General features: G+C 54.0%; 23 protein-coding genes. 9 read left to right on the top strand and 14 right to left on the bottom strand.

What is annotated here, in order from left to right:
- Positions 1 to 35: 35 nt before the first annotated feature.
- Positions 36 to 1865: a PAS domain-containing sensor histidine kinase gene (locus CPH65_RS15195; protein ID WP_157747724.1), complete on the bottom strand. Its 1830-nt coding sequence runs from the start codon at positions 1863 to 1865 to the stop codon at positions 36 to 38.
- An 813-nt stretch (positions 1866 to 2678) separates the two neighbouring features.
- On the opposite strand from CPH65_RS15195, the gene CPH65_RS15190 reads away from it, so the two are divergent.
- Positions 2679 to 2984, top strand: coding sequence for a DUF5330 domain-containing protein (locus tag CPH65_RS15190; RefSeq protein ID WP_157747723.1), 306 nt, complete (start codon positions 2679 to 2681; stop codon positions 2982 to 2984).
- A 334-nt stretch (positions 2985 to 3318) separates the two neighbouring features.
- Positions 3319 to 3744, top strand: a complete 426-nt coding sequence (locus CPH65_RS15185; protein WP_096174631.1) for a SufE family protein — start codon at positions 3319 to 3321, stop codon at positions 3742 to 3744.
- Between the two features lie 39 nt (positions 3745 to 3783).
- Here the strand turns inward: CPH65_RS15185 and CPH65_RS15180 are convergent, their stop codons facing one another.
- Both CPH65_RS15180 and CPH65_RS15175 read right to left on the bottom strand, forming a co-directional pair.
- Entirely contained in the window at positions 3784 to 4641 is an 858-nt protein-coding gene (locus tag CPH65_RS15180; RefSeq protein WP_096174628.1) for a DUF6456 domain-containing protein, read from the bottom strand.
- Positions 4642 to 4652: 11 nt separating this feature from the next.
- Positions 4653 to 5069, bottom strand: a complete 417-nt coding sequence (locus CPH65_RS15175; protein ID WP_096174626.1) for a helix-turn-helix domain-containing protein — start codon at positions 5067 to 5069, stop codon at positions 4653 to 4655.
- Between the two features lie 247 nt (positions 5070 to 5316).
- Between CPH65_RS15175 and CPH65_RS15170 the strand changes: the two genes are divergently transcribed.
- Entirely contained in the window at positions 5317 to 5682 is a 366-nt protein-coding gene (locus tag CPH65_RS15170; protein ID WP_244574419.1) for a DUF6477 family protein, read from the top strand.
- A gap of 68 nt (positions 5683 to 5750) precedes the next feature.
- Here the strand turns inward: CPH65_RS15170 and CPH65_RS15165 are convergent, their stop codons facing one another.
- From CPH65_RS15165 to CPH65_RS15130, 8 genes are all read right to left on the bottom strand, one after another.
- Positions 5751 to 6164 (bottom strand): MucR family transcriptional regulator, encoded by a 414-nt coding sequence (locus CPH65_RS15165; RefSeq protein ID WP_096174623.1) that lies wholly within the window; start codon positions 6162 to 6164, stop codon positions 5751 to 5753.
- A gap of 323 nt (positions 6165 to 6487) precedes the next feature.
- Complete coding sequence (gene mnhG / locus CPH65_RS15160; RefSeq protein ID WP_096174620.1) at positions 6488 to 6832, bottom strand: monovalent cation/H(+) antiporter subunit G; 345 nt, start codon at positions 6830 to 6832, stop codon at positions 6488 to 6490.
- Between the two features lie 2 nt (positions 6833 to 6834).
- A complete protein-coding gene (locus CPH65_RS15155; RefSeq protein ID WP_096174617.1) occupies positions 6835 to 7185 on the bottom strand; it encodes a cation:proton antiporter in 351 nt (116 codons plus the stop codon).
- Entirely contained in the window at positions 7185 to 7664 is a 480-nt protein-coding gene (locus CPH65_RS15150; protein WP_096174615.1) for a Na+/H+ antiporter subunit E, read from the bottom strand. The genes CPH65_RS15155 and CPH65_RS15150 overlap by 1 nt, the downstream gene beginning before the upstream one ends.
- Positions 7664 to 9319: a Na+/H+ antiporter subunit D gene (locus CPH65_RS15145; protein ID WP_096174612.1), complete on the bottom strand. Its 1656-nt coding sequence runs from the start codon at positions 9317 to 9319 to the stop codon at positions 7664 to 7666. Before CPH65_RS15145 ends, CPH65_RS15150 begins: the two co-directional genes overlap by 1 nt.
- A 13-nt stretch (positions 9320 to 9332) precedes the next feature.
- Complete coding sequence (locus CPH65_RS15140) at positions 9333 to 9710, bottom strand: Na+/H+ antiporter subunit C (protein WP_096174610.1); 378 nt, start codon at positions 9708 to 9710, stop codon at positions 9333 to 9335.
- Between the two features lie 6 nt (positions 9711 to 9716).
- Entirely contained in the window at positions 9717 to 10124 is a 408-nt protein-coding gene (locus CPH65_RS15135; RefSeq protein ID WP_096174607.1) for an MnhB domain-containing protein, read from the bottom strand.
- Positions 10121 to 12538 carry a putative monovalent cation/H+ antiporter subunit A gene (locus CPH65_RS15130; RefSeq protein ID WP_096174604.1) on the bottom strand — a complete coding sequence of 806 codons (2418 nt, stop codon included), beginning with the start codon at positions 12536 to 12538 and terminating at the stop codon, positions 10121 to 10123. The genes CPH65_RS15135 and CPH65_RS15130 overlap by 4 nt, the downstream gene beginning before the upstream one ends.
- Positions 12539 to 13004: 466 nt before the next feature.
- Here CPH65_RS15130 and msrB point away from each other — a divergent pair, with 466 nt between their 5' ends.
- Complete coding sequence (gene msrB, locus CPH65_RS15125; protein WP_096174602.1) at positions 13005 to 13406, top strand: peptide-methionine (R)-S-oxide reductase MsrB; 402 nt, start codon at positions 13005 to 13007, stop codon at positions 13404 to 13406.
- 153 nt (positions 13407 to 13559) lie between these two features.
- Positions 13560 to 14078, top strand: coding sequence for a DUF3592 domain-containing protein (locus CPH65_RS15120; RefSeq protein ID WP_096174600.1), 519 nt, complete (start codon positions 13560 to 13562; stop codon positions 14076 to 14078).
- Here CPH65_RS15120 and CPH65_RS15115 read toward each other — a convergent pair.
- Positions 14068 to 14403 (bottom strand): 5-carboxymethyl-2-hydroxymuconate Delta-isomerase, encoded by a 336-nt coding sequence (locus tag CPH65_RS15115; protein ID WP_157747722.1) that lies wholly within the window; start codon positions 14401 to 14403, stop codon positions 14068 to 14070. The genes CPH65_RS15120 and CPH65_RS15115 overlap by 11 nt on opposite strands.
- 102 nt (positions 14404 to 14505) lie before the next feature.
- Between CPH65_RS15115 and CPH65_RS15110 the strand changes: the two genes are divergently transcribed.
- The 4 genes from CPH65_RS15110 to CPH65_RS15095 all read left to right on the top strand — a co-directional run bounded on the left by CPH65_RS15110 (position 14506) and on the right by CPH65_RS15095 (position 19336).
- A complete protein-coding gene (locus CPH65_RS15110; protein ID WP_096174594.1) occupies positions 14506 to 15024 on the top strand; it encodes a GNAT family N-acetyltransferase in 519 nt (172 codons plus the stop codon).
- A gap of 94 nt (positions 15025 to 15118) precedes the next feature.
- On the top strand, positions 15119 to 17239 hold the full coding sequence (locus tag CPH65_RS15105) for a S9 family peptidase (protein ID WP_096174591.1): 2121 nt from the start codon (positions 15119 to 15121) through the stop codon (positions 17237 to 17239).
- A 211-nt stretch (positions 17240 to 17450) separates the two neighbouring features.
- Positions 17451 to 18518: a glycosyltransferase family 4 protein gene (locus CPH65_RS15100; protein WP_096174588.1), complete on the top strand. Its 1068-nt coding sequence runs from the start codon at positions 17451 to 17453 to the stop codon at positions 18516 to 18518.
- 218 nt (positions 18519 to 18736) lie between these two features.
- Positions 18737 to 19336 (top strand): superoxide dismutase, encoded by a 600-nt coding sequence (locus CPH65_RS15095; RefSeq protein ID WP_096174586.1) that lies wholly within the window; start codon positions 18737 to 18739, stop codon positions 19334 to 19336.
- Between the two features lie 115 nt (positions 19337 to 19451).
- On the opposite strand, the gene CPH65_RS15090 is transcribed toward CPH65_RS15095, so the two are convergent.
- Positions 19452 to 19799, bottom strand: a complete 348-nt coding sequence (locus CPH65_RS15090; protein ID WP_157747721.1) for a hypothetical protein — start codon at positions 19797 to 19799, stop codon at positions 19452 to 19454.
- 256 nt (positions 19800 to 20055) lie between these two features.
- On the bottom strand, positions 20056 to 20910 hold the full coding sequence (locus CPH65_RS15085; protein WP_096174582.1) for a branched-chain amino acid aminotransferase: 855 nt from the start codon (positions 20908 to 20910) through the stop codon (positions 20056 to 20058).
- Positions 20911 to 21328 lie beyond the last annotated feature (418 nt).

Below are 21328 nucleotides of genomic sequence, written 5' to 3'. Positions count from 1 at the left end.
TTGGGAAGCGGCCCACTATCATTGTTCTTATTGCGTCAGGCTACCTTCGTGCCCGACGTTGGGTTTTCTTTCTGCTCGGTCCTAAGCTCGGTCGGTTCACTGGAAAGGGGAATGCTAACCAGCGAATTTGGCGTGAGTTTGTCTTCCTCGTCGCTCACGGTCTCCATGTCAACCGGCAGCGTGACGGTTACACAGGTTCCTTGACCACGTTCGCTTTCGATGCGCATCGATCCCTTGTGCAATTCCGCAAGGCCACGAACGATCGACAAGCCGATCCCGGCACCTTCGTACCGACGATCAAGACTGTTTTCCGCTTGTACAAAGGGTGTGCCCAGTTTCGGGATATCCTCTTTGTTGATGCCGATGCCATTGTCTCTTACAGACAACTCCACCCATTGACCGGTTGAGGTCTTGTGATCCTTACGAGCCCATTTCAGCGCAACTTTAACCTGATCGCCACTGTCACTGAACTTAACCGCATTGGATATCAGGTTGAGCAGGATCTGGCGGCAGGCTCGCGGGTCCGCGTTGAACTCGGGCATGGATTTGTCACACTCGCTAAACAATGTGACATGGTGCTGATCAGCCTCAGCCTGCATCATCTTGCAACAGCTTTGTGTGAGGTCGCACAAGTTGAACTGTTGCGGGGTAATCTCGAAGTTCCCCGATTCAAGGCGCGACATATCCAACAGAGCATTGACCAATTGCAACAGATGATGCCCGCCGTTGTGAATGAGCGAAGCATATTCGCGGTTTCGCTCGTCATTGTCCTTTGACAACTCGGGATGCGACAGGATTTCCGAAAAGCCGATAATCGTGTTGAGCGGTGTGCGGAGTTCATGCGTGACGTTGGCAAGGAACCGGATCTTGCCTTCGTTGGCTTTCTCCGCCTCACAGCGCGCCTCCTCCAGCGCAGCCTGGTGGGCTTTTCTGGTAGAAATGTCACGCGTTGTCGCGATCGCACCGACAACGACACCCTGCTCATCGCGCTCCGGCATGCATTTGAACTCCACCCAACGCACCTCTGCTGCCTCTTGAACGTCGTCCAGATGCTGTTTCGCAGGGGATGCGATCATGATGCGCAGCTCTGCGGTCAGGATCTTTTCCTCTCCCGCCGTCTGGTTCATGCAATCTGACAAAGTACGCAAATAGGCCGGACGATCGGGAATATGAATGTGCTGGAACAGCTTGTTGTCCAACAGGTCTTCCGGGTTCGTATTCAATAAAGCCTTGGATGCCTCGGAGACAAAGGAGACATCGCCCGACCGGTCATGATGGGTGATAACATCAGACAAGCTATAGGCATTGCTGCGGTAGACCATTTCCTGCGTTTCCACACGCCCGAGGGGCATATCCGTCAACTTTCGCAGACGAACGGACAGCAGCCCAGCATAGAGGATTGCTGCCATGACCGAGAGACTACCGATCACGGCCGTCAAAGAGGGATTGACCGGGGAGGCCTCACCCCAGACTGTCAATTGCAACACCCAGACCGCAGCAATTGCTGTGGCGCAGATCATCAGGGCCTGCTTGGCAATACGTCCGTTGCCCGACAAGGCCACTTCAAGCGGAATGACCCCCAACCAGATCAGATGTGGAGACTGAACCCCACCGGTAAAACCTGAGATCCAGACGAGAAATGCCGCAGTCAGGGTGGCGGTGATCAGAAAAGCTCCGGACAGACGCCCGGTCTTTGACAGATAGGCAACCGAAAGCAATGGGGTCAGCATCCATAGCGGCAACAGAAAGAAGGAAGATACCGCTTCGGAAGAATCGGAGCGAGACAACAGAAGGAAAAGCGGCAGGGTGGCGAGCGCCAACAGGCCGACCAAAAGATGAGCACCGACAAACGCTGTATGGCGCATGCGGTCCTCTTCTGAGATCTGACCGGAGTTATGGAGCAGGCCCTCAATCACGGACTGAAAAGGGATTTTGGACCAAAATGCGTCTTGCACTTGCTTACCTCACCTGACGATGGTCGCTATAGGAACAGGCGCGACCATAACATTACGCAACACCAAACAGGTTTCCGGCGAGTCGCCGGACGGTATCGTTTGCAGATTACAGTGCCATCAAGACTTTTAAGGAACGCTAAAAAAGAAGATGCCAAACGTGATGAACAGAACGTAACAACCAAATTCTGTCCAAATAGGCCCTGAAAGCGGCATTATGGTTAAGAAAGCCCTGACAAATTGTTGCAATAGATCAATTTATATATATTTTTCAATTACTTAACTCCTGTGATTAAGTGTTGACGGCTCCTTCGCACCGTTCTTTCACTGTCGTGGCTTGCAGTTAATGCGGTTCAAGCCCGTTGCAGAAATGGCGGAATTCCTAGCCTCTTTTGAATGGTTAGCAAGAGGTTATGATTTGTCTCGAATTTGCTTCTAATTTGAAGTTCTCTTTCAAGTGGAGTTTGACATCCTTGCCCTATGTTATGAAGCGACCCAAACGAAGGGTGTCCAAAACGAAATGGTTTGGCACCATTCAGCGATCCGGGAAGAGATCGGTCCTTTGGGTTAGCAGGACGTGAGGCAGCTCTCTTCATGGCAAAGGGCCTTGAGCTGCATAGTGGGAATGAAAGGGCATCAGACATGTCATTTTTGATCAGAGCAGCATTCTGGCTTTCACTGGTCATCTTGATACTGCCGACTGAGAAAGGCTCAGAGGAGACAAGCATGCGTTTGTCAGCTACTCAGGCCATTACGGCAGCTCAGGCAACCTTGAGCGACTTTACCTCCTTCTGTTCGCGGCAGCCCGATGTGTGCGCCGCCGGAGAGGTCGCGCTGGAAAATTTCACCGCAAAAGCCCGTTACGGCGCCAAGCAGCTTTATGTGTATCTTGATGGCGAGGAAGCCACCCCGGAGACCACTGATGTTGCTGATGCGACGGAGGCGACAGGCCTTATTCAGGCTCCCGGTTTTTCGGATGACCAGGGGCTGGAGCGTCAGGAGCTTTCGCAGTTGGTCAATGACCTGCAATAGGATTTCGCGACACACTCGACCCTAGTGTCGCACAACAGTTCGGATCGGAGACCTCAACCCCTCGATCCGTTTCCCCAAGGCCGGTACTCCTGGTGAGGGACGACTTGTCAAACCAATGGCAACCACCTCATCACCCTGCCCTCACCAGGCGCCTGCCATACTCGTCCCTTTGGCCTCAGGCCACGCCGAAATGAATTTGCCCTTCATTTCGGCGTTTTTCTTTTTGTACGTGCCTTTCCCCAGTGAGCCCTTGCTCCCATTCCGTCGCTTGGATAATGTTCAAATCAGCACATCGATTGTTGTTCATAGTCCCATTCATCCAACCGAGCACACCATGTCCCTAAGCATTGACGAAATCATTGAGAACTTCTCCTTCATTGACGATTGGGAGGAGCGCTATCGCTACGTCATCGAACTGGGCCGAGAACTGCCAGGCTTGTCAGACGAAGAAATGAATGATGCCAACAAGGTTCAAGGGTGCGTGTCGCAGGTCTGGCTCACGTCACAGACTTCCGGCGAAGCAACCAACCCAATTCTAACCTTCAACGGTGACAGCGACGCTCATATCGTCAAGGGATTGGTTGCCATTGCTCTGGCCACTTTTTCAGGCAAGAGTGCCAAGGACATCATGACCATTGATGCCGAGGCAGTCTTCAACCAGATAGGCCTGCGTGAGCATCTCACACCGCAGAGATCCAACGGGCTTTCTGCCATGATCGGACGCATCAAGTCAGATGCAGAGAAAGCATTGGTGAGCTGACCAGCGTTTCAGAGCTTTACTCTGATCGACAACCGCGCTCTATTTCTCTCGCCCAAGACTTGGGCGATAGCTTTCGTCACCCCAATGAAGCATTCGGTTTCTGGCCCGTCCTTTGGCTTCGTCCGACAGACCGTAGTGACGTGCCAGTTGCGCCAATGCCAGCCGCATGATCTGCTTGGCCGACCGTGCAGGCCATTGATGCTTGCGCTCGACCTCTTCTAGGCCGCATTGGTAGCAGCAAAAATCGACAACCGCGTGCGCCGCTTCTTCTCCGAGGTCATCAAGTGCCGAATAGAAACGTGCGCGCGCTGCCATTGCACTGTCCGTGATCTCGGCTGTTTTCCCCTTGCCTCTGGCCTTTTTGGAACTCTGTCCCCCTGCTTCACCGAGCCGGCCCCAGTTCATTCCGACCGACGACATCATCTGGGACCGCTCAAAGTCGGCGCGCAGGCGTTCCCCGGCGGTATATTGGCTTATGGTCAACCAGGGAGAACCATTCGCGCGTTTTCGATTGGCCAGGGTGGCGAGCGGACTTTCTGATCGATTGATCCTGATCCGATGCGACGCGTCCCCAGCACCGTTGCAATTCTTAACATCGCCGCCATTGCCTTGCACCACATCGACCCGTTCCTGATGCTGAGCTGCAAAGATGTTCTCCTCTTCGGTCGCCAGTTTTATGCGCCTCAGGGCCTGCTTGCCATCTGATGTCAGGACGTATGATCCGTCTCTTGATTCAAACGCGCCACATCGAAGCAATCGATTGACACTCTTGTCGACCTTGTCGGCATCGGTTTCGCGAAATGCCTTCAGACCACGGGCGATTGCCTTGAGCAAACGGATATCGTCCTTGGAAAGGGGCTGGTTCGCGTTGTTGTTGTCATGGTGCTGGCTTTGCATGGTTTCCCCCGTTACGGCCTTGTGCAGGTGAGTGGCGTGAGCAACATGATCGTCTCCAGAGCGCTTTCCATGCTGTTGATGAGAAGCTCGACGCCCTCTTCCTCGCGCCGGTCTTCGACCACACGACAGGCATAGGCAACCGTGGTCCGGTCACGGCCATAGTGGCTGGCAATGTCCTTGAGCGGATAGCTAAGGCAGACATGACCGAGATACATGGCAACCTGACGCGCAAAGGCGACAGACTTTCGGCAACGAGTGCCGGCGTGCAAGGCGGAACGAGGCATCCGAAAGGTCCGAGCTACCAGCTGGTCAACCAGATCCAGTGCTTGGTATTGCGTTTGCCTTTCTGCAAATTGCCCGGAAAACGGCGCGACATCCTCGCGAATAAAGCAGTCTTGCAACATCTCCGAAGTCGTATTCATTGCCATGAGAAACCCTCTTAGGTTGTAAATAGGAATTTATACCCCAATAAATACAACCTATACGTGCTTCTAGGATTAATTACTCTCAAAAAAGGAAGAATATTTTTAGGTATGAGCCGCAAAGGCATTGAAGTTGTTCGATTTCAGGCAAGGACAGGTGGCCTTTTGGGTGCCAAAGCCCATACTACTTGTACCCTTTATCCACCAACGCGCCGCACACTCGTATCCTCGCGGCATGACCAAATTTGAAGCAATGCTCGCTACGAGCTCAGGTCGCCGTTCTTTTGCGCCGTGCGAAGATGGGCGACCTTCACCGATCGCGCCGCCCTCTCCCCGGGGCCTTGTTGAAGCACAGTTAAGACATGGAGAAAGCGAATACAGGCGGTATCGTGACCTGCCCGGATTGCTGCATCTGTTTCCCGACGAAATCAAGGCAATGGAGCATCGGGATTTGCTGAGCCGCTTGTTGTTGGCGCTCAGAGCCGAAAGGCGGCGAGGCCGGGCCAGCCACTGGAGGTATTCCCTATCGCGCCATATCGCTCTCTGGCAGGCTTTCCGCAGTGAAAGCCGAAAGTCGCCCAAAACCGAGGCGACAAACAGGCGCAACATCCCGGTTTGAGCGTTAGGGATAAAGAAAAAGGCAGCCAAAAGGCTGCCTTCTGTTCTTCTGAAACAATGATCAAACCATCATTTCTTGCGGCGCTGTTGACCAAGGCCCATTTTCTTGGCGAGGTTCGAACGCGCTTCTGCATAGCTTGGAGCAACCATCGGATAGTCGGCAGGCAGGCTCCACTTTTCCCGATACTCTTCAGGAGACAGATTGTAATGAGTCCGGAGATGTCGCTTTAGGGATTTGAACTTTTTACCATCTTCAAGGCAAACGATATAGTCAGGCGTGATCGATTTCTTGACTGAAACTGCAGGTTTCGGTGCCTCGGCAATTTCCTCAGCTACAGGCTTCTTGGTTTCTTCCAAAGCTTTGTAGATGTCGCCGATCAGACCGGACAGATCGTTGACCGGCACAGCATTATTACTAACATAGGCCGAAACGATGTCTGCTGTCAGTTCAATTAGAATATGATTACCTGAGTTTTCCGACATATTGCGTGTCTTTCCAGTTGTGTCTGAAGCTTATGGGGAGGAATAACGAGCATTTTAGCTCAATGAATAATTCCTCGCACACCATTTGCGATTGAAAGGATTTGCTCCATTGGTAAATGAAGTGAGGTTTTACTTCAAGAAATAAAGCTGCATGAGCCGATTTGTTGTGGGAAAATGAAAAACCCTTCCTGAATCTCCAAGCACAAAGTAAGTGAAATGCATAAATTGATTAGGGTAAAAGAAAAGAGCGCGGGTTCTTTCGCTCCCGCGCCAATTGATTCATTTTCTCAACTCAACTCATTCAGACAAAAAGGCTGAAAAAATCAATCTTTCTCAATGCTGCTACCATATTCATCGATTACCGTAGTTTTACAGGGCTTCGTTCCACTTAAGTAGGCAGCGCGGGCAATTAGATGCCCTGATATCGTTACCGTCAGGAAGAGGAATAAAATACCGGCAAAGGCTTGTATTGCCACACTGAAATCAGCCGAGTGGATGACGAGGGCCAGCATCGCAAGGCCAGATCCGAGCGTCCCGGCCTTGGAAGCGGAATGCATTCGGTTGTAAACATCGGGAAACCGGTTGAGACCGATTGAAGCGGCCAGCACGAACAAGGCGCTAATCAGCAGCAGTACCCCGACAACGAAATCTGAAATCTCAGTCAGCATGATCACTCCCCTTTCCGAGCCTTGGCAGCATCGGCATTCGCCTTTTCCGCATCGCGCTCGTCGATGAATTCTGAGCTGTCACCATGGTGCAGCATGAAACGTGTGAAGGCCACGGTGGACAGGAAGCCCACCAGCGCCAGCGCGATGGCGATGTCGATATAGAGATAATAGTTGGTCTTGGCCCCGATCACGGCAATAAAAGCAATGCCAACCGAGACCAGCATGTCTAGCCCTACAATGCGGTCTGCCACGGTCGGTCCCTTGATGATACGCACGGACGTCAGAAGAAATGAAATGGCCAGAATTCCCAAGGTGATCAGGATGGCTATATCAAGAAACGAAGAATGCTCCATTATCTGAAAGCCTCCATGATCTTTTTCTCAAAGCCGTTTGCGATGTCGGCGCGCATTGCGTCGAGGTCATCGATCGTGACCGCGTGAATGTAAAGGTATTTCTTGTCATCTGACACATCGACAGACAAGGTGCCCGGGGTCAACGTAATGAGGCCAGCCAGCAGACTGATTTCACCGTCGTTGTCCGTATTCAGCTCGTAGGCGAAAAATCCGGGTTTGAGATCGTCGAGATTGGGCTTGAGCGCAAGAAGCGCAACGCGCGTCGCCGATTTGACCAACTCGACCAGAAACAAAAGGAAAAGTGACAACACGCGCCTGGCGCGCTGCAGGTGGCTGAGCGTGCCCATCTGTTCGCGGATGATGAACATGGACACCATCCCGATCAGAAACCCGAAAATCAGGTTTGGCAACGAGAATGCGCCACTCATGGCCGCCCAGGCAATAGCCAACAGGATATTGGCGAGAAACATCCGGTTCATCAATGCGCTCCTTCCTGTTGATCTTCATGCTCTGTTGCGGGCCGCAGCGCCCGTTCGAGCATTTGTTGCCGTGCTGCACCAAAAACGGATTCGACATATCGGTCGGGCTTCAAAAGCGAAGCGGCTCCGGTACGGGCGATCGAGTATAGAGGCGAGGGGAAAAGGCCAATGATACAGACCAGAACCACCAGCGCTGTCACAGGCAAGAAAGCCTTTTTGACGACAGATTCTGCAAGTTGGTTCAAGGGTGCGGCATCCCGCCCGTCTTCGGTGCCAATGGGTCCACCGCGCCAGAAGGCATGCGCCCAAACCCGTCCCATGGCTATCGTGGTCAGGAAACCGGTCAAAAGGATCGCAAAGGTCACCCAGCCCTGCGCCTCGTTCAAGCTGGCTTCAACCAGCACCAGCTTCGGCCAGAAGCCCGAAAATGGCGGCAGACCGGAGACCGCAAAGGCCAGAACCAGAAACAGGATCGACAGCCATCCCGATGCTGTGTAACCGCCGCCAAGCTCGGACAAGGTGCTGCGGCCTCCACTCATGCGCATCAAGATACCAAAGACGAGGTAAAGCGCCGTCATCACGATGATCGAATGCACAGCATAAAGGATGGCACCCGTCAGGCTGCTCTCGGTGCCAATCGCGAGACCGGCCAGCATGGATCCGATACCGGAAATGACGAGATAGCCAAACAGACGCCGCACATCATTTTGAGCCAATGCGCCAAGAGCACCAAGCAGCATCGTCAGCACGGCTATCAGCAAAGGCACACCGCCCAATTCACCCAACGTGTCGGGCAAAAGCAGCAGCATTGTCCGGATCAACGCATAGACACCGACCTTGGTCAGCAGGCCAGCAAACACGGCCGAGACGACAATCCGCGGTGTGTGATAGGACGCAGGCAGCCAGAAATTCACCGGGAAAGCTGCGGCTTTCATGCAGAAGGCAAAGAAGAAAAGCGCTCCGATGGAGGCAAGCGGTGCCTCACCTTTGGGCATGGCACGAACGATCGTGGCGATATCGGCCATGTTGAGCGTTCCGACCGCACCATATAATAATCCCACCGCGATCAGAAACAGGGTTGTTGCCGTGAGGTTGAGCACCGCATATTTGAGAGCACCATCAATCTGGTCTCTCTCGCCACCCAGCACGATCAGGCCAAAAGACGAGATAAGCAAGACCTCGAACCAAACATAGAGGTTGAACAGATCACCGGTCAGGAACGATCCGCTCACACCCGTCATCATCACAAGAAGAAAGGGATAGAACCCGAAGCGACGCCCCGTGGGGGGAATGTCGATCAGCGAATAGACACAAACCGCAAGCGCCACAATCGCGGAGATCGTCGCCATGAGTGCCCCAAAAGCATCCACGGTGAACGAAATGCCGAACGGTGGCAGCCATCCGCCCATGGTCATGCTTATTGGCCCGTTCTTCATCACTCTCAGGAGCAATAACAGATCCGCTAGCAGCAGAAGCGAGAGAAACCCGCAGGCCATCACACCGTGATACTTGGGACGGAGCCGCATCATCAGGATGACAGCACCGCCAACCAGGGTGATGATAATAGGCAGGATAACCAGCCAGTCCCCCAAGGGGACGGGTGCCATCAACATGCCAGCGCCGAAATCGACGGGATGATCGGTGTTAGCAGCCATACTCCGCCTCCTCCTAGTAGCTTACCGGCGGGAGCGGCTCATTGGCCGGCTCCGCTGCGCGCATGTTGACCGTGTTGTCCGTTCCCAGTTCCTGATAGGCGCGATAGGCGAGCACGAGCAGGAAAGCGAGGAAGGAGAAGGAGATCACGATTGCCGTCAGGATCAGCGCCTGCGGCAAAGGATTCGCTGTCGCTCCGGGAGGAACCATCGCGTCGGGTGGAATGATCGGGGGAACCTCACGCGTCAAGCGGCCAGCCGTGAAGATCGTCAGGTTTACCGCGTTGGCGAGGACAGAAACCCCGAGAATGATGCGGATGATATAGCGTGACATCATCAGATAGACGCTGACAGAGAAGAAAATGCCAACAAGAATGGCAAGCATGTTTTCCATGATGGCCTACTCCTCCAGCTTCAGGGCGATAGAGGCCAGAGCCCCCAGGACAACCAGATACACACCAATGTCGAACAGCATTGGCGTCGACAGGGCAATTTCCACTCCCATGATCTCAGGGAAAGCCCATTGACTGGTGAGATATGCCTGGTTCTGAAAGATGGATAACAGACCGGACGTTGCAGCCAGGAAAAGGCCAAAGCCAGCAATGCTGAGGGGCTGATAATGCAGCGCCCGCCTGACATAGCTTACTCCGGCGGCAATCCCATACATTGCAAAGGCCGAGGCACCAATCAAACCGCCGATGAAACCGCCACCTGGTTCATTGTGACCGCGCAGGGTGATAAAAACGGAAAAGAGGATCATCAGGGCCGCCAAGAAAGGGGCGATGGTTCGGAATATAAGGGTTCTCATCGATCCGTTCCTTTCTGTACGGCTGTCTGATCGGCGGGGTCTTTTACGACCTTCTTCAAGGCCCGGCGAATGCGCTCGTTGCCTGAGCGATATTTGATTGCGGTGCCCCTTGTCAGGGTGACGACGGCCAGCGCAGTGATCATCACAACCGCGATTTCACCAAGGGTATCAAGCCCGCGGAAGTCGACGATAATCACATTGACGATGTTGCGTCCATGGGCGATGACGCGGGCGTATTCGGTGAAGAAGTCCGACAATTTGGAATTGAACGCGCCCTGCGTCACAGACATCAACAGCAGGCCAATGCCTGAGCCGACCGCGATCGCAACGACCGCATCTCCGATCGCTTGAGCTGGAGGCCGTTTGTCCCTTTCGATCAGAGAGAGGCGCGTCATGACAAGAGCAATGAAAACGACCGAAAGGGTTTCGACCATGAACTGCGTGAAACTCAGATCGGGCGCGCCAAACAACAGGAAGATGAACGCCACGGCAAAGCCCTGAATGCCAAGCGAAATGATCGCATGGAGCCTTGTATGTGCGATGAGGATGGCAGCCAGACCAAGGATGGCCAATTCGAAAATGGCCCATTCATAGAAATAGAGATCCGGAATGGCCGGCCAGCTGGGCAATTCCCCGAAGGCTATCATCGGAACCCAGAGGATCAGCGCCAAGAGGATAAAGGTCGCGGCAAGATAATATTCCATGTTGCCGCTCTGAACCACATTCGTGACCCGGGTTGAGAAACGGATCAGTCCGGCGATGAAGGTGTCGAAGAATTTGTCTGGCCCCTCCCCGACCAAGAGGATAAACCGGCCTTTGGCATTGCGGACTGTCTCGACCTTCAAATAGAAGCCGATCCCAAGTGCAATGGTAACAAGCGACAGGACGAAGGCGAGATTGAAGTGAATGCCGAGCCCGACCGTCAGATGCCCTTCCTGGCCATGAATAGCATTTGCCATCGGGCCGAGGAGGCTGTGGCCCGTAAAACCACCAGCCAGCATGGAAATCAGACCAAGGCTCGACAAGATGATCGGCCCGGCGATGAGCAGTGCCGGTCCTTCATGCGCTTTTTTCGGCGTGACTTTTTCCGACCCCAGAAACGGCTTGAAGGCAACCATAAAGCCTGCGGCGAACATCATGCCATTGCCGACAACGGCAGTGAGTGTCAGAAGAATGGCGCCGATATCTCCCCCGACAATGCCGGCGTAGATTTCCTCTTTGGCGAGAAACCCGATCATCGGATAAAGGCCACCCATCGACCAGGCACACAGCAGCGCCGCGACAAAGGAGATCGGCATCAACTTGCGCAAGCCACCAAGTCGGGTGACATCGCGCGTCCCGGCTTCGTGGTCAATGGTGCCGACAATCATGAACAGGCCACCCTTGAACAGCGCATGCGCGAACAGATAGAGGACGGCTCCGGTGATCGCCACTTCTGAAGAGGTCCCCACCAGCAAGACCAGCAATCCCAATGAGGCAACCGTGGTGTAGGCGAGCGTCAACTTGAGATCCGTCTGTCTCAGGCTCATCCATGTTCCCATCAGAAGCGTAAAGCCACCAAAGACCGGCAGGATGGTCATCCACAGAGTGGTGTCGCCCAGAACGGGATGGACGCGCATCAGGAGATAAACGCCTGCCTTGACCATGGTTGCGGAATGTAGATAGGCCGATACGGGCGTGGGGGCTTCCATGGCGTTGCGCAGCCAGTAGTGAAACGGGAACTGCGCCGATTTGGTAAAGGCCCCGCCCAGCACCAAAAGGAGGATGGCTGTGTAAAGGGGGCTGTCGCGCAGCGTGTCACCGCCATTCAGCAACTCGCTCATCTCCATCGAGCCGCCGACATGATACATCAGCACCAGACCGGCAAGAAGCGCCAGACCACCGCCGCCCGTCACCACCAAGGCTTGAATGGCCGCACGACGGGAGCGCTCTTCGCGATGGTTGAACCCGATGAGCAGGAAGGACGTGATGGAGGTCAGTTCCCAGTAAATGAACAGGGTAATCAGGTTGTCCGCCAGAACCACGCCGAGCATGGAGCCCATGAACAGAAACATGAAGCTGAAGAACCGTCCCTGCTCCGAATGCCCTTTCATGTAGCCGCCCGAATAGAGAATGATGCAGGCACCAATCCCGGAAATCAGCAAGGCAAAGACCAGACCCAGACCGTCAACAAACAACGAGTAGTTGATGTCATATTGGGGAAGCCAGGGTATCGGTGTGGAACGCACACCCTCGCCCCCATGGGAGACAGGTCCGATAAAACCGCAAAGGTAGATGAAAATCGCAGCGGGAACCAAAGCCAGCAGCCAAGCTGCGTTGTGGCCCATAACCCGCTTGGCAAAAGGAGCAAGCAATGCCGCGGCAAAAGGAGCGGCCATTGCCCAGTTTAATCCATCACTGAATTCAAACGCCATGCGTTAAAACCCCATCCAGCTCATCGTTTGGGCCAAGCATTGCCGGTCTATGCCAGCATTACGAGGCGATTTTCAATCGCATTGGGTTCCAGCAGGCTTTCCCAAATTCCCGCTGAAATTCCAATTTCAGGCCAATTATGAAACATGCGATTCCTTTTTTTTCTTCATGTAACTGTAGTGGAAACCCCACCTAACGCTGCATGAAATTCGCTCAAAAAGTACTACTTTCGCATAAGTCGAAGGCCCTCTTCTAATCGAATTTTGACTCAAAACCTATACCAATTTCCCCATAGAGAGGTTAATAAGATATAGACCACTCACCTGACTACCAATCGGATTGTGACGAGCCTTTTGCTGCCACATTCCGCCTATACTGATATCACCCCATTTGACCGTGTCGATTGAGCAATCGTCTATTCAGTGCAATCGATATGGGTGCTCGCAGCACGCTTTTCAGGAGGCAGATATGACCAAAATCGAAAAAAGTAACGAAGAATGGCAGCAAGCGCTGACCGACGAGCAATTTCACGTCACCCGGCAGCACGGCACCGAACGGGCAGGCACATCTCCGCTCAACTTTGAAAAACGCACCGGGACCTATCATTGTGTTGGCTGCGGCAAGGAGCTGTTCCGTTCAGAAACCAAGTATGAATCCGGAAGTGGGTGGCCAAGTTTTTATGCGCCTGTGGATGATGAAGCTGTCTCAGAACATGAAGATCGCAAGCTTTTCATGAAGCGCACCGAGGTTCGCTGCTCTGATTGCGATTCGCATCTTGGTCATGTCTTCGATGACGGGCCGGCGCCCACCGGACTTCGCTACTGTATGAACGGGGTTGCACTGGAGTTCGAGCCAGACGAAAACGCATGAAGGCTTAGCGGGCCAAAAGCCCGCTTGTCTTTGAGAGGGATAGACTCCGGGGAATAGGCTCTGGATGGTGCCTAAAACGCTCCGCCTCACCTCTTGCAATTGACTGCTAGAGGCGTATGGTCTCTCCATCTTTTCCATAAGTTGGATGACGCCATGACCGACGCCAATACTTCAAACAGCCGCACGCCCAGTCTTGCGGCTTTTCTGTTTCTCGCCATAGCCATTGGCGGTTTTGTCTATGCTGGCCTTGGTTTCATCGGCCTTTCCGAGGCGCAAATCCCGGATGGCTGGAAGAGTACGCCAGGTCAAGTGATGGAAAGCGGTGTCGAGATCATCAAAGGCACGAATAGTGATGGCGAAACCTATCGCCCCACCATCCGCTACCGCTATGAAGTGGACGGCTCATTCCTGTTCGGGAACCAGATCAAGCGCCATCAACAGGAGCGAACGCTGAAAGGCGTAGCAGAGACCGAAATCGAGGATCTCAAACAGGGCACCAATGTCACCGTTCACTACAATCCGGCGGATCCGTCCGAGGCGGTGATCATGAAATCTGATACCATCGGTCCGATGCAGGCCATATCTGCAGGGCTTTGCATCGGGATTACCTGTTTCGCGATTTTCATCGTTTCCCTGCGCAAGCGACAGACGGCAAAGTCAGCTACCGCTTGACGTAAGTGGCCTTTTCCATGTCGTGGGGCTCGACGCTGATGGCGACGGACGGATCGACAATGCCAGCAATGCAATCGAGCAACATATCTGCCATCATCTTCTTTTGCTCTTCGGTACGCCCGGAGAACAATTTCGCTTCAAGATAGATGAAAGGCTTGCCGCCCCCCAAGGCATGATAGTAATCCACAGGAATCGCTCGCACACGAATGGCTTCCGGGCTGAAAAGGCCAGTCTTTTCAGCAGTTTCCAAAACCTTCTGCATCAAGTGATTCAGATCGATGTCAGCTTCGATCGAACGGGCATAATTGATCACCATATGGGGCATTTGGGGAACTCCTCGGGTTTGCGCTTTCGTATGCCTTAAAGTTGACCTATAGCTATCATGTGCAGGGAAGAATGCAATCTCAAGAATGAAGGCGAACGTGTCATGACCCCCATACCGCGGATTGAAACCGAACGACTTGTGCTTCGTCCAATGGAAATGGCTGACTGGCCTGCCTATTTCGAGATGATGCAAAGTGATCGATCGGTTGGCATGGGCGGTCCGTTCAACTTGCGTGAAGCGTGGGGAATGTTCTGCCATGACACCGCCCTTTGGGTCCTCATGGGTCATGGTGCCCTGATGTTCGATGAGAAAAGCACCGGGCAGTGTCTGGGACAAGTCGGTCTCAATCAGGGGCCTCTGTTCCCCGAGCATGAGCTTGGCTGGTTTGTCTACCCTCATGCGGAAGGCAAGAGTTATGCCTTTGAGGCGGCTTGTGCGATCCGCGATTGGGCCTTTTGCGAGTTGGGCATCCCAACACTGGTGACCTACCTCAGCGCAGACAACATGCGATCGCGTCGTCTGGCCGAGCGTCTGGGGGCCGTGCAGGACTTCGACGCGCCCCGTCACGATCCGGCAGATGTTGTTTACCGACACCCCAATCCAAGCTGCGCTACCGTTTGATGCTTCAGACAGTCTCTTGCTTCCGGCCTTGCAGAAGTGCGTCAACTGCCTTACCTGTAGCGCCAATACTGACAGTTTTTCAGAGTGAGTGATTATGTCCACAAGCAATCCATCTGCCCAGACAAGGGCTGCTTTCCCCTCAGACGCGCCCCGCGCTGACAAGCGCCCATCTTCCGTCAGCCATCACGGCATCACAGTGCATGATGACTATGCCTGGCTCCGTGCGGACAACTGGCAGGAGGTCATGCACAAGGGCCGCGAGGTTCTGGACAAGGACATCGAAGCCTATCTTGAGGCCGAGAATGCCTATACCACCAAGGAAATGTCGGACACGGAAGATCTGCAGGCCAGCCTCTTTGAAGAAATGAAGGGCCGGATCAAGGAAGATGACAGCTCGGTCCCCTCACCTGATGGTCCCTACTGCTATAGCCACCGCTTCGTTCAGGGCGGGCAATATCCGCTGGTCGTGCGCGCACCACGCGAAGGTGGCGATGAGCAGATCATGCTCGATGGCAACAAGAAAGCAGAAGGACAAGCTTTCTTCCGCCTCGGAGGCGCAGACCACAGCCCGGACCATACAAAGCTCGCATGGGCCGTGGACCTCAAGGGATCAGAATTCTTCACAATTCGCGTGCGGGATCTGGCAACCGGTGAAGACCTTTCTGATCACATAGAGGGAACAACCGGCGGCACCGTGTGGAGCGCCGACAGCACACACATCTACTACACATTGCTCGATGACAATCATCGTCCTTGCAAGGTTTACCGCCACGAGATCGGCACCGAACAAAGCAACGATGCTCTCATCTATGAGGAATCCGATGCCGGTTTCTTCGTCGGGATCGGCGAAAGCCAGTCCGGTGACTATATCATCATCGATTGCCACGACCACGAAACCAGCGAATGCTATCTTCTTGACGCCAAGGACAATGCTGCCAAGCCAAAGCTTGTGGCTCCGCGCGAACCGGGAATCGAATATTCCATCGATGAAGGTCTGGGGGTTCTTTACATCCTGACCAATGCCGATGATGCCGAAGACTACAAGCTGGTCACCGCCGCTCCCAATCAGCCGGGACGCGCGCACTGGCAGGATCTGGTCCCCCATGAGTCCGGACGCCTCATTCTCAGCCATGGGATCTACAAAAACCATCTGGCCTGGATCGAGCGCACCAATGGGTTGCCGCGTATCCAGATTCGCAACGTCACCAATGGAGCGCAACACGCCATTGCCTTCGAGGAAGAAGCCTATGCGCTCGGTTTGCAAGGCTCGCTCGAGTTCGATACGGACACAATCCGCTTTTCCTATTCGTCCATGACGACCCCGTCGCGCACTTACGACTATAATATGAACAGTCGCAGCCGGACGTTGCGCAAGGAGCAGGAAGTTCCTTCAGGGCACAATCCGGAAGACTATGTCACCCGCCGCCTGATGGCCCCGGCTCATGATGGTGAGCAGGTGCCCGTGACACTGCTCTATCACAAGGATACGCCGCTCGACGGATCTGCCCCCTGCCTGCTTTATGGCTATGGCTCTTATGGCATTTCCATTCCAGCGGGGTTCTCCACCTCGGCGCTGTCTCTGGTGGACCGCGGCTTTGTCTATGCCACTGCGCACATTCGCGGCGGCAAGGACAAGGGCTTTGCCTGGTACAAGAATGGCAAGCGTGAGACAAAGACCAACACCTTCAAGGATTTCATCTCTGCAGGTGAGTTTCTTGCCAAGGAGAAGTTCACGTCACGCGGCAAGATCGTCGCCGAGGGTGGATCTGCAGGCGGCATGCTGATGGGAGCCGTGGCCAACATGGAACCATCGCTATTCTCCGGCATTCTGGCTCTGGTGCCCTTTGTTGATGTGCTCACGACCATGCTTGATGAAACATTGCCGCTGACGCCGCCGGAATGGCCAGAATGGGGCAACCCGATTGCGTCCGAGGATGATTTCAAGATCATTCATTCCTATAGCCCCTATGATCAGGTGAGCGCACAGGACTATCCAGCCATTCTGGCAGTCGGTGGCCTGACGGATCCGCGCGTGACCTATTGGGAGCCGGCAAAGTGGGTTGCCAAATTGCGTGAACGCCGCACCGACGACAACCTCCTGCTGCTCAAGATCAATATGGAAAGCGGGCATGCGGGTGCCTCCGGGCGCTTTGATCGCCTGAAGGAAACGGCCCTCGAATATGCCTTTGCACTGAAGATTAGCGGCAAGCTCTGACAACAGGGCTACGTTTCATGCCAATCAAGGGGACGTCGCCCGGCTCGGAAGCGGCTCCCCTTCAAGGCATTTCCTAAAATGGAGGAGCCAAGCAAGTGATGTTGCGGGGCACCTCGAAACCTGTCATAGAATCACTACGGGAATCAGCCGGGTCGTGCCAACGAGATTCGCACGCACCCCGGACCGCTAGGACTGCCGGAGGCAAGGGCAAATGAACAATGGTAATGGCGATGTCGCAGCGGAAATGCCGCGCCAGTCCCTATTGTTTTTTGCACCCGAATGCTTCAATACGAGCATCCTTGACGCTTACGATCTCTATCTTGATCACCTGAACAGGTCAGGTCACTTCGATGTGACCATCATGGCACCCAATGGCTCGCCCTTTGCAGAAAAAGCTCGGCATAATGGCGCGCTGATGCACCCCGTATCCGACTTTTCCCGCAAGCTTCTGCAACGCACGCCACAGCTGTGGCCGATCCTTACAGCCACGCGCCGCTATCGCTTTGATATCGCACTGGCGCATGATTCCTATGGCTGTCGGGGCTTGTCACAGATCGCGCGCCGCGTGATTGGCGTGTGCCACAACGACCAGTTCAACGGCTTCCAGTCAGTCGAAAGAGTGATCGCCCTCACCTCGGGGGCATCAGATCTGGGCCGCCACATTCTGGACGATGCGGTTCCCGTTGAAGTGTTGCCCTATCCCTACAGGCAGCAGTTTGACGTGCCCGTTCCACCAGCCGAGGACGACAAGCCACTGGTGGTCGGAACCAGTGGTCCGTTTGTGGATGGAGACGGTCTTGGAACGTTCATTCATGCGGCGCAACTGCTGCATCAGAGCCATCCTGACACACGCTTCGTGATCGTCGGCTCGGGACCGACAGAACATGAGCTCAAGGAGCTTTCCGATCAAATAGCTCCCTTCATCGACTTCACGGGCCCTCTCAACGCTTCGGAGATGGCAGACCTCATTGATCTCTATTGCCTGACGGCACCGGAAGCATCCTATTCTGTGCCTTTATGCGAGATGATGGACGCCGGGGTAGCCTGCGTTGCCACTTGTACCAACGGTGCGATGGATATTCTGAAGGGTGGTATGGTGGCCCCTATCGTGCCCATCGATGATGCCTTTTCCCTCGCGGTACAGCTTCAGGAACTGCTGGATGACCGCCCCCAGATCAAACGCATCAAAAAATCCTGCTTCGAGCGCATCCGGGAAGAAGATTTTGATCCCGACGAGTTTAACCAGCGTCTCATCACGTTGTTGAGCGAAGCGCGATAACGCCCCATCAGACCGAGAAATTCTTCACAACCGCTTGGAACCATTTGGGGTGCCAGACGTTGTCATGACAACGATTGTGAAGTCATCACAATTGCGAAGGGGAAACGCCCTTCCACCACTTGTTGTCAGAATAGAAACTACCTATTTTGATATGCATCAATTTCCAAACATCCTGTCTTGGATGTTTTCTGCTGCCTTTTTAAAAAGGAGATTTTTCAATGGCTTTTGAACTTCCCGAACTCCCCTATTCCTACGATGCACTTGGCGATTTCATGTCTGCCGAGACTCTCGAGTATCACCATGACAAGCACCATCTTGCCTATGTAACCAACGGCAACAACCTGCTTCAGGATTCTGGTCTGGAAGACAAGAGCCTTGAAGAGATTGTCAAGGAAAGCTACGGCAAGAACTCTGGTCTGTTCAACAACGCTGCTCAGCACTTCAACCATGTTCACTTCTGGAAATGGATGAAGCCTGTGGCTGAGGAAGGCAGCGTGCCGGGTGCTTTGGCTTCCAAGATCGAGTCGGATCTGGGTGGCATGGACAAGTTCCGTGCAGATTTCATCAACGCTGGTATCACGCAGTTTGGTTCGGGCTGGGCATGGCTTGCTCTGGTTGACGGCAAGCTTGCTGTTACCAAAACACCGAATGGCGAAAACCCGCTGGTTCACGGCGGTGTACCGCTGCTTGGTTGTGATGTGTGGGAGCATTCCTACTACATCGACTACCGCAACGCGCGGCCGAAATATCTCGAAGCTTGGTTCGACAATCTGGTCAACTGGGAATATGTGGCCGAGCTGCTCGAAGCAGCATCCTAAGAATTTCGGGCTGCCGTTTGCTGCCCGACTTATCAAAATAAGAAACCCCGCCTTCATCGAAGGCGGGGTTTTCGCTTTTATGGGTCATATCCTGATCCTCTCGATCACCACAAGGCTAAAGCCCTTTGCGGCATGGCTTGGCAATGCGAAACTCCGGATATTCAGTGCGTTTCCAATACAGCCAGTCCTCACAATCCTTGCGAGAGCGGAAGCAACCAATATCGTTGAAGGTTTCCTTGCGAGGTCCCCATTCAAAAATGTCGCTGCGTTCACGGTAACCAATATGCTGACCCCACCAGACGCGGGAGGCTCCGATTGTCTGTGCCAGAGACAGGCAGCGTGCCGGCTCCGGATTTGGCCGGTCATTGGCCAGAGCAACAGGCGCAAAAGCTGAGAATGGCGTCAGTCCGGTTGTGAGAAAAGTTGCTAATATCAGAATCGAAGAGAGGCTTCTTGGGGCCATTATCGGACTCCTGACGGTCCATGCCCATTGAGAAAATCGGGCATTGATCTGATCAGAGCGGGTCTGATCTGATTGGCTTGTCATTGTTCGCTCAGAGTCCTAAAGCAGCAAAATGTCAAAAGCTGGGCAGGCACTGGCTTGCATTGTCTTTGATGAGATTTTCTCCGGGTGTGAAAGACCAAGACATATAACAGGACATAAAAAAGGGGAGCCCCTGCTCCCCTTTCGATGCTCAAAAGCGCGCACGAATGCAGCCTCACTTGTGGGCAAATTCCCAGTATAGCTCGCGAGCCTTTTTGGCAAACGGGCCGTGATCGTATTGGCGCTCGTCAAATTCGAAGATCGGCACGACCTTCGAATAGTTGCCCGTCGAGAACATTTCATCCGCTTCCTTGCAGTCCTCAAGAGTGAGGGTGCATTCCACAACGGTTTCGCCTGCCTCACGCAGCAGCTGAATGGTTCGCTGACGGGTGATCCCATTCAGGAAGCAGCCGTTAGCGACGGATGTCTTGACCACGCCATCCTTGACGATGAAGAAGTTGGCCGTCGCAAGCTCGGCGACGTTGCCCTGCATATCGCAGACAATTGCGTTGTCAAAGCCCTTGCTCTTGGCTTCCCTCAGGCAGCGCGCATTGTTGATGTAAAGACCGGATGCTTTTGCAGTGGTCGGCATGGTTTCCGGTGTCGGACGACGGAAACGGGTGGTCGTGACCCGCACCCCCTTGTTGGCATCCGGCATTGGTGCGTCGAACATGGTGAGGCAGAATTCGACATCATCGGGGTCGACATTGATCACGCTATCAAGGCTACCGATCCCGAAGTAGGTCGGGCGGATATAGACAGCATTGCCGCCAAATTTCTGAGCCCCTTCTGCAGCCAACTCCATGATCTCGCCAGCTTTCATCGTCGGCTTCATGTCGAGCGACAGACAGGAGCGATTGATGCGCTCGCAATGGAGATCCAGATCGGGCATCACGCCCTCGAAATAGCGCGCTCCATCAAACACAGTGCTCCCTTGCCAGAAGGCATGGGACCGAGGCCCCAAAATCGGCGGGTTGCCTTCGTGCCACTCACCCTTGTACCAAGTCCAGGTTTTGGAAAACTCAGCCATTGCTTCTCATCCTTACTAATCGGCGGCGATCCGCCATGTCTTGTCTGTTTACTTACCGCTCAAACCAGATCTTGCCAACTGCGACATGGCACCTTGGTTCTCGTTAAAGGCAATCGGCGGGGAATTGGGGTCTGGTGGGCTGGAAGATGCGTAGATCTGAATGGAAGCGCTTCTTGCTCGCCACGTCAAGCCATTCCGCTCACTTTGATCCATTCGAATGATTTCTTCCTCAACCTAGTTGGCACAGAAATGCTCTCACTCAGAAATGCGCTCACTATACAATTTTCCAACTTCGCGATGCAGCGGATTATATCCGCCGGGGCTTTTCAATACCTCTCTATTGTGCGATTGGTGAGTAACGGAGAGGCCAACTTTTGATAGAGACCAGCCTCCGCAGCTATCGGATGGGAGGAGCCCC

It is taken from the genome of Cohaesibacter sp. ES.047 (genome assembly GCF_900215505.1).
Classification (GTDB): Bacteria; Pseudomonadota; Alphaproteobacteria; order Rhizobiales; family Cohaesibacteraceae; genus Cohaesibacter.
The sequence above is the reverse complement of the archived record's forward strand: the minus strand, read 5'-3'. Positions and strand labels throughout refer to the sequence as shown.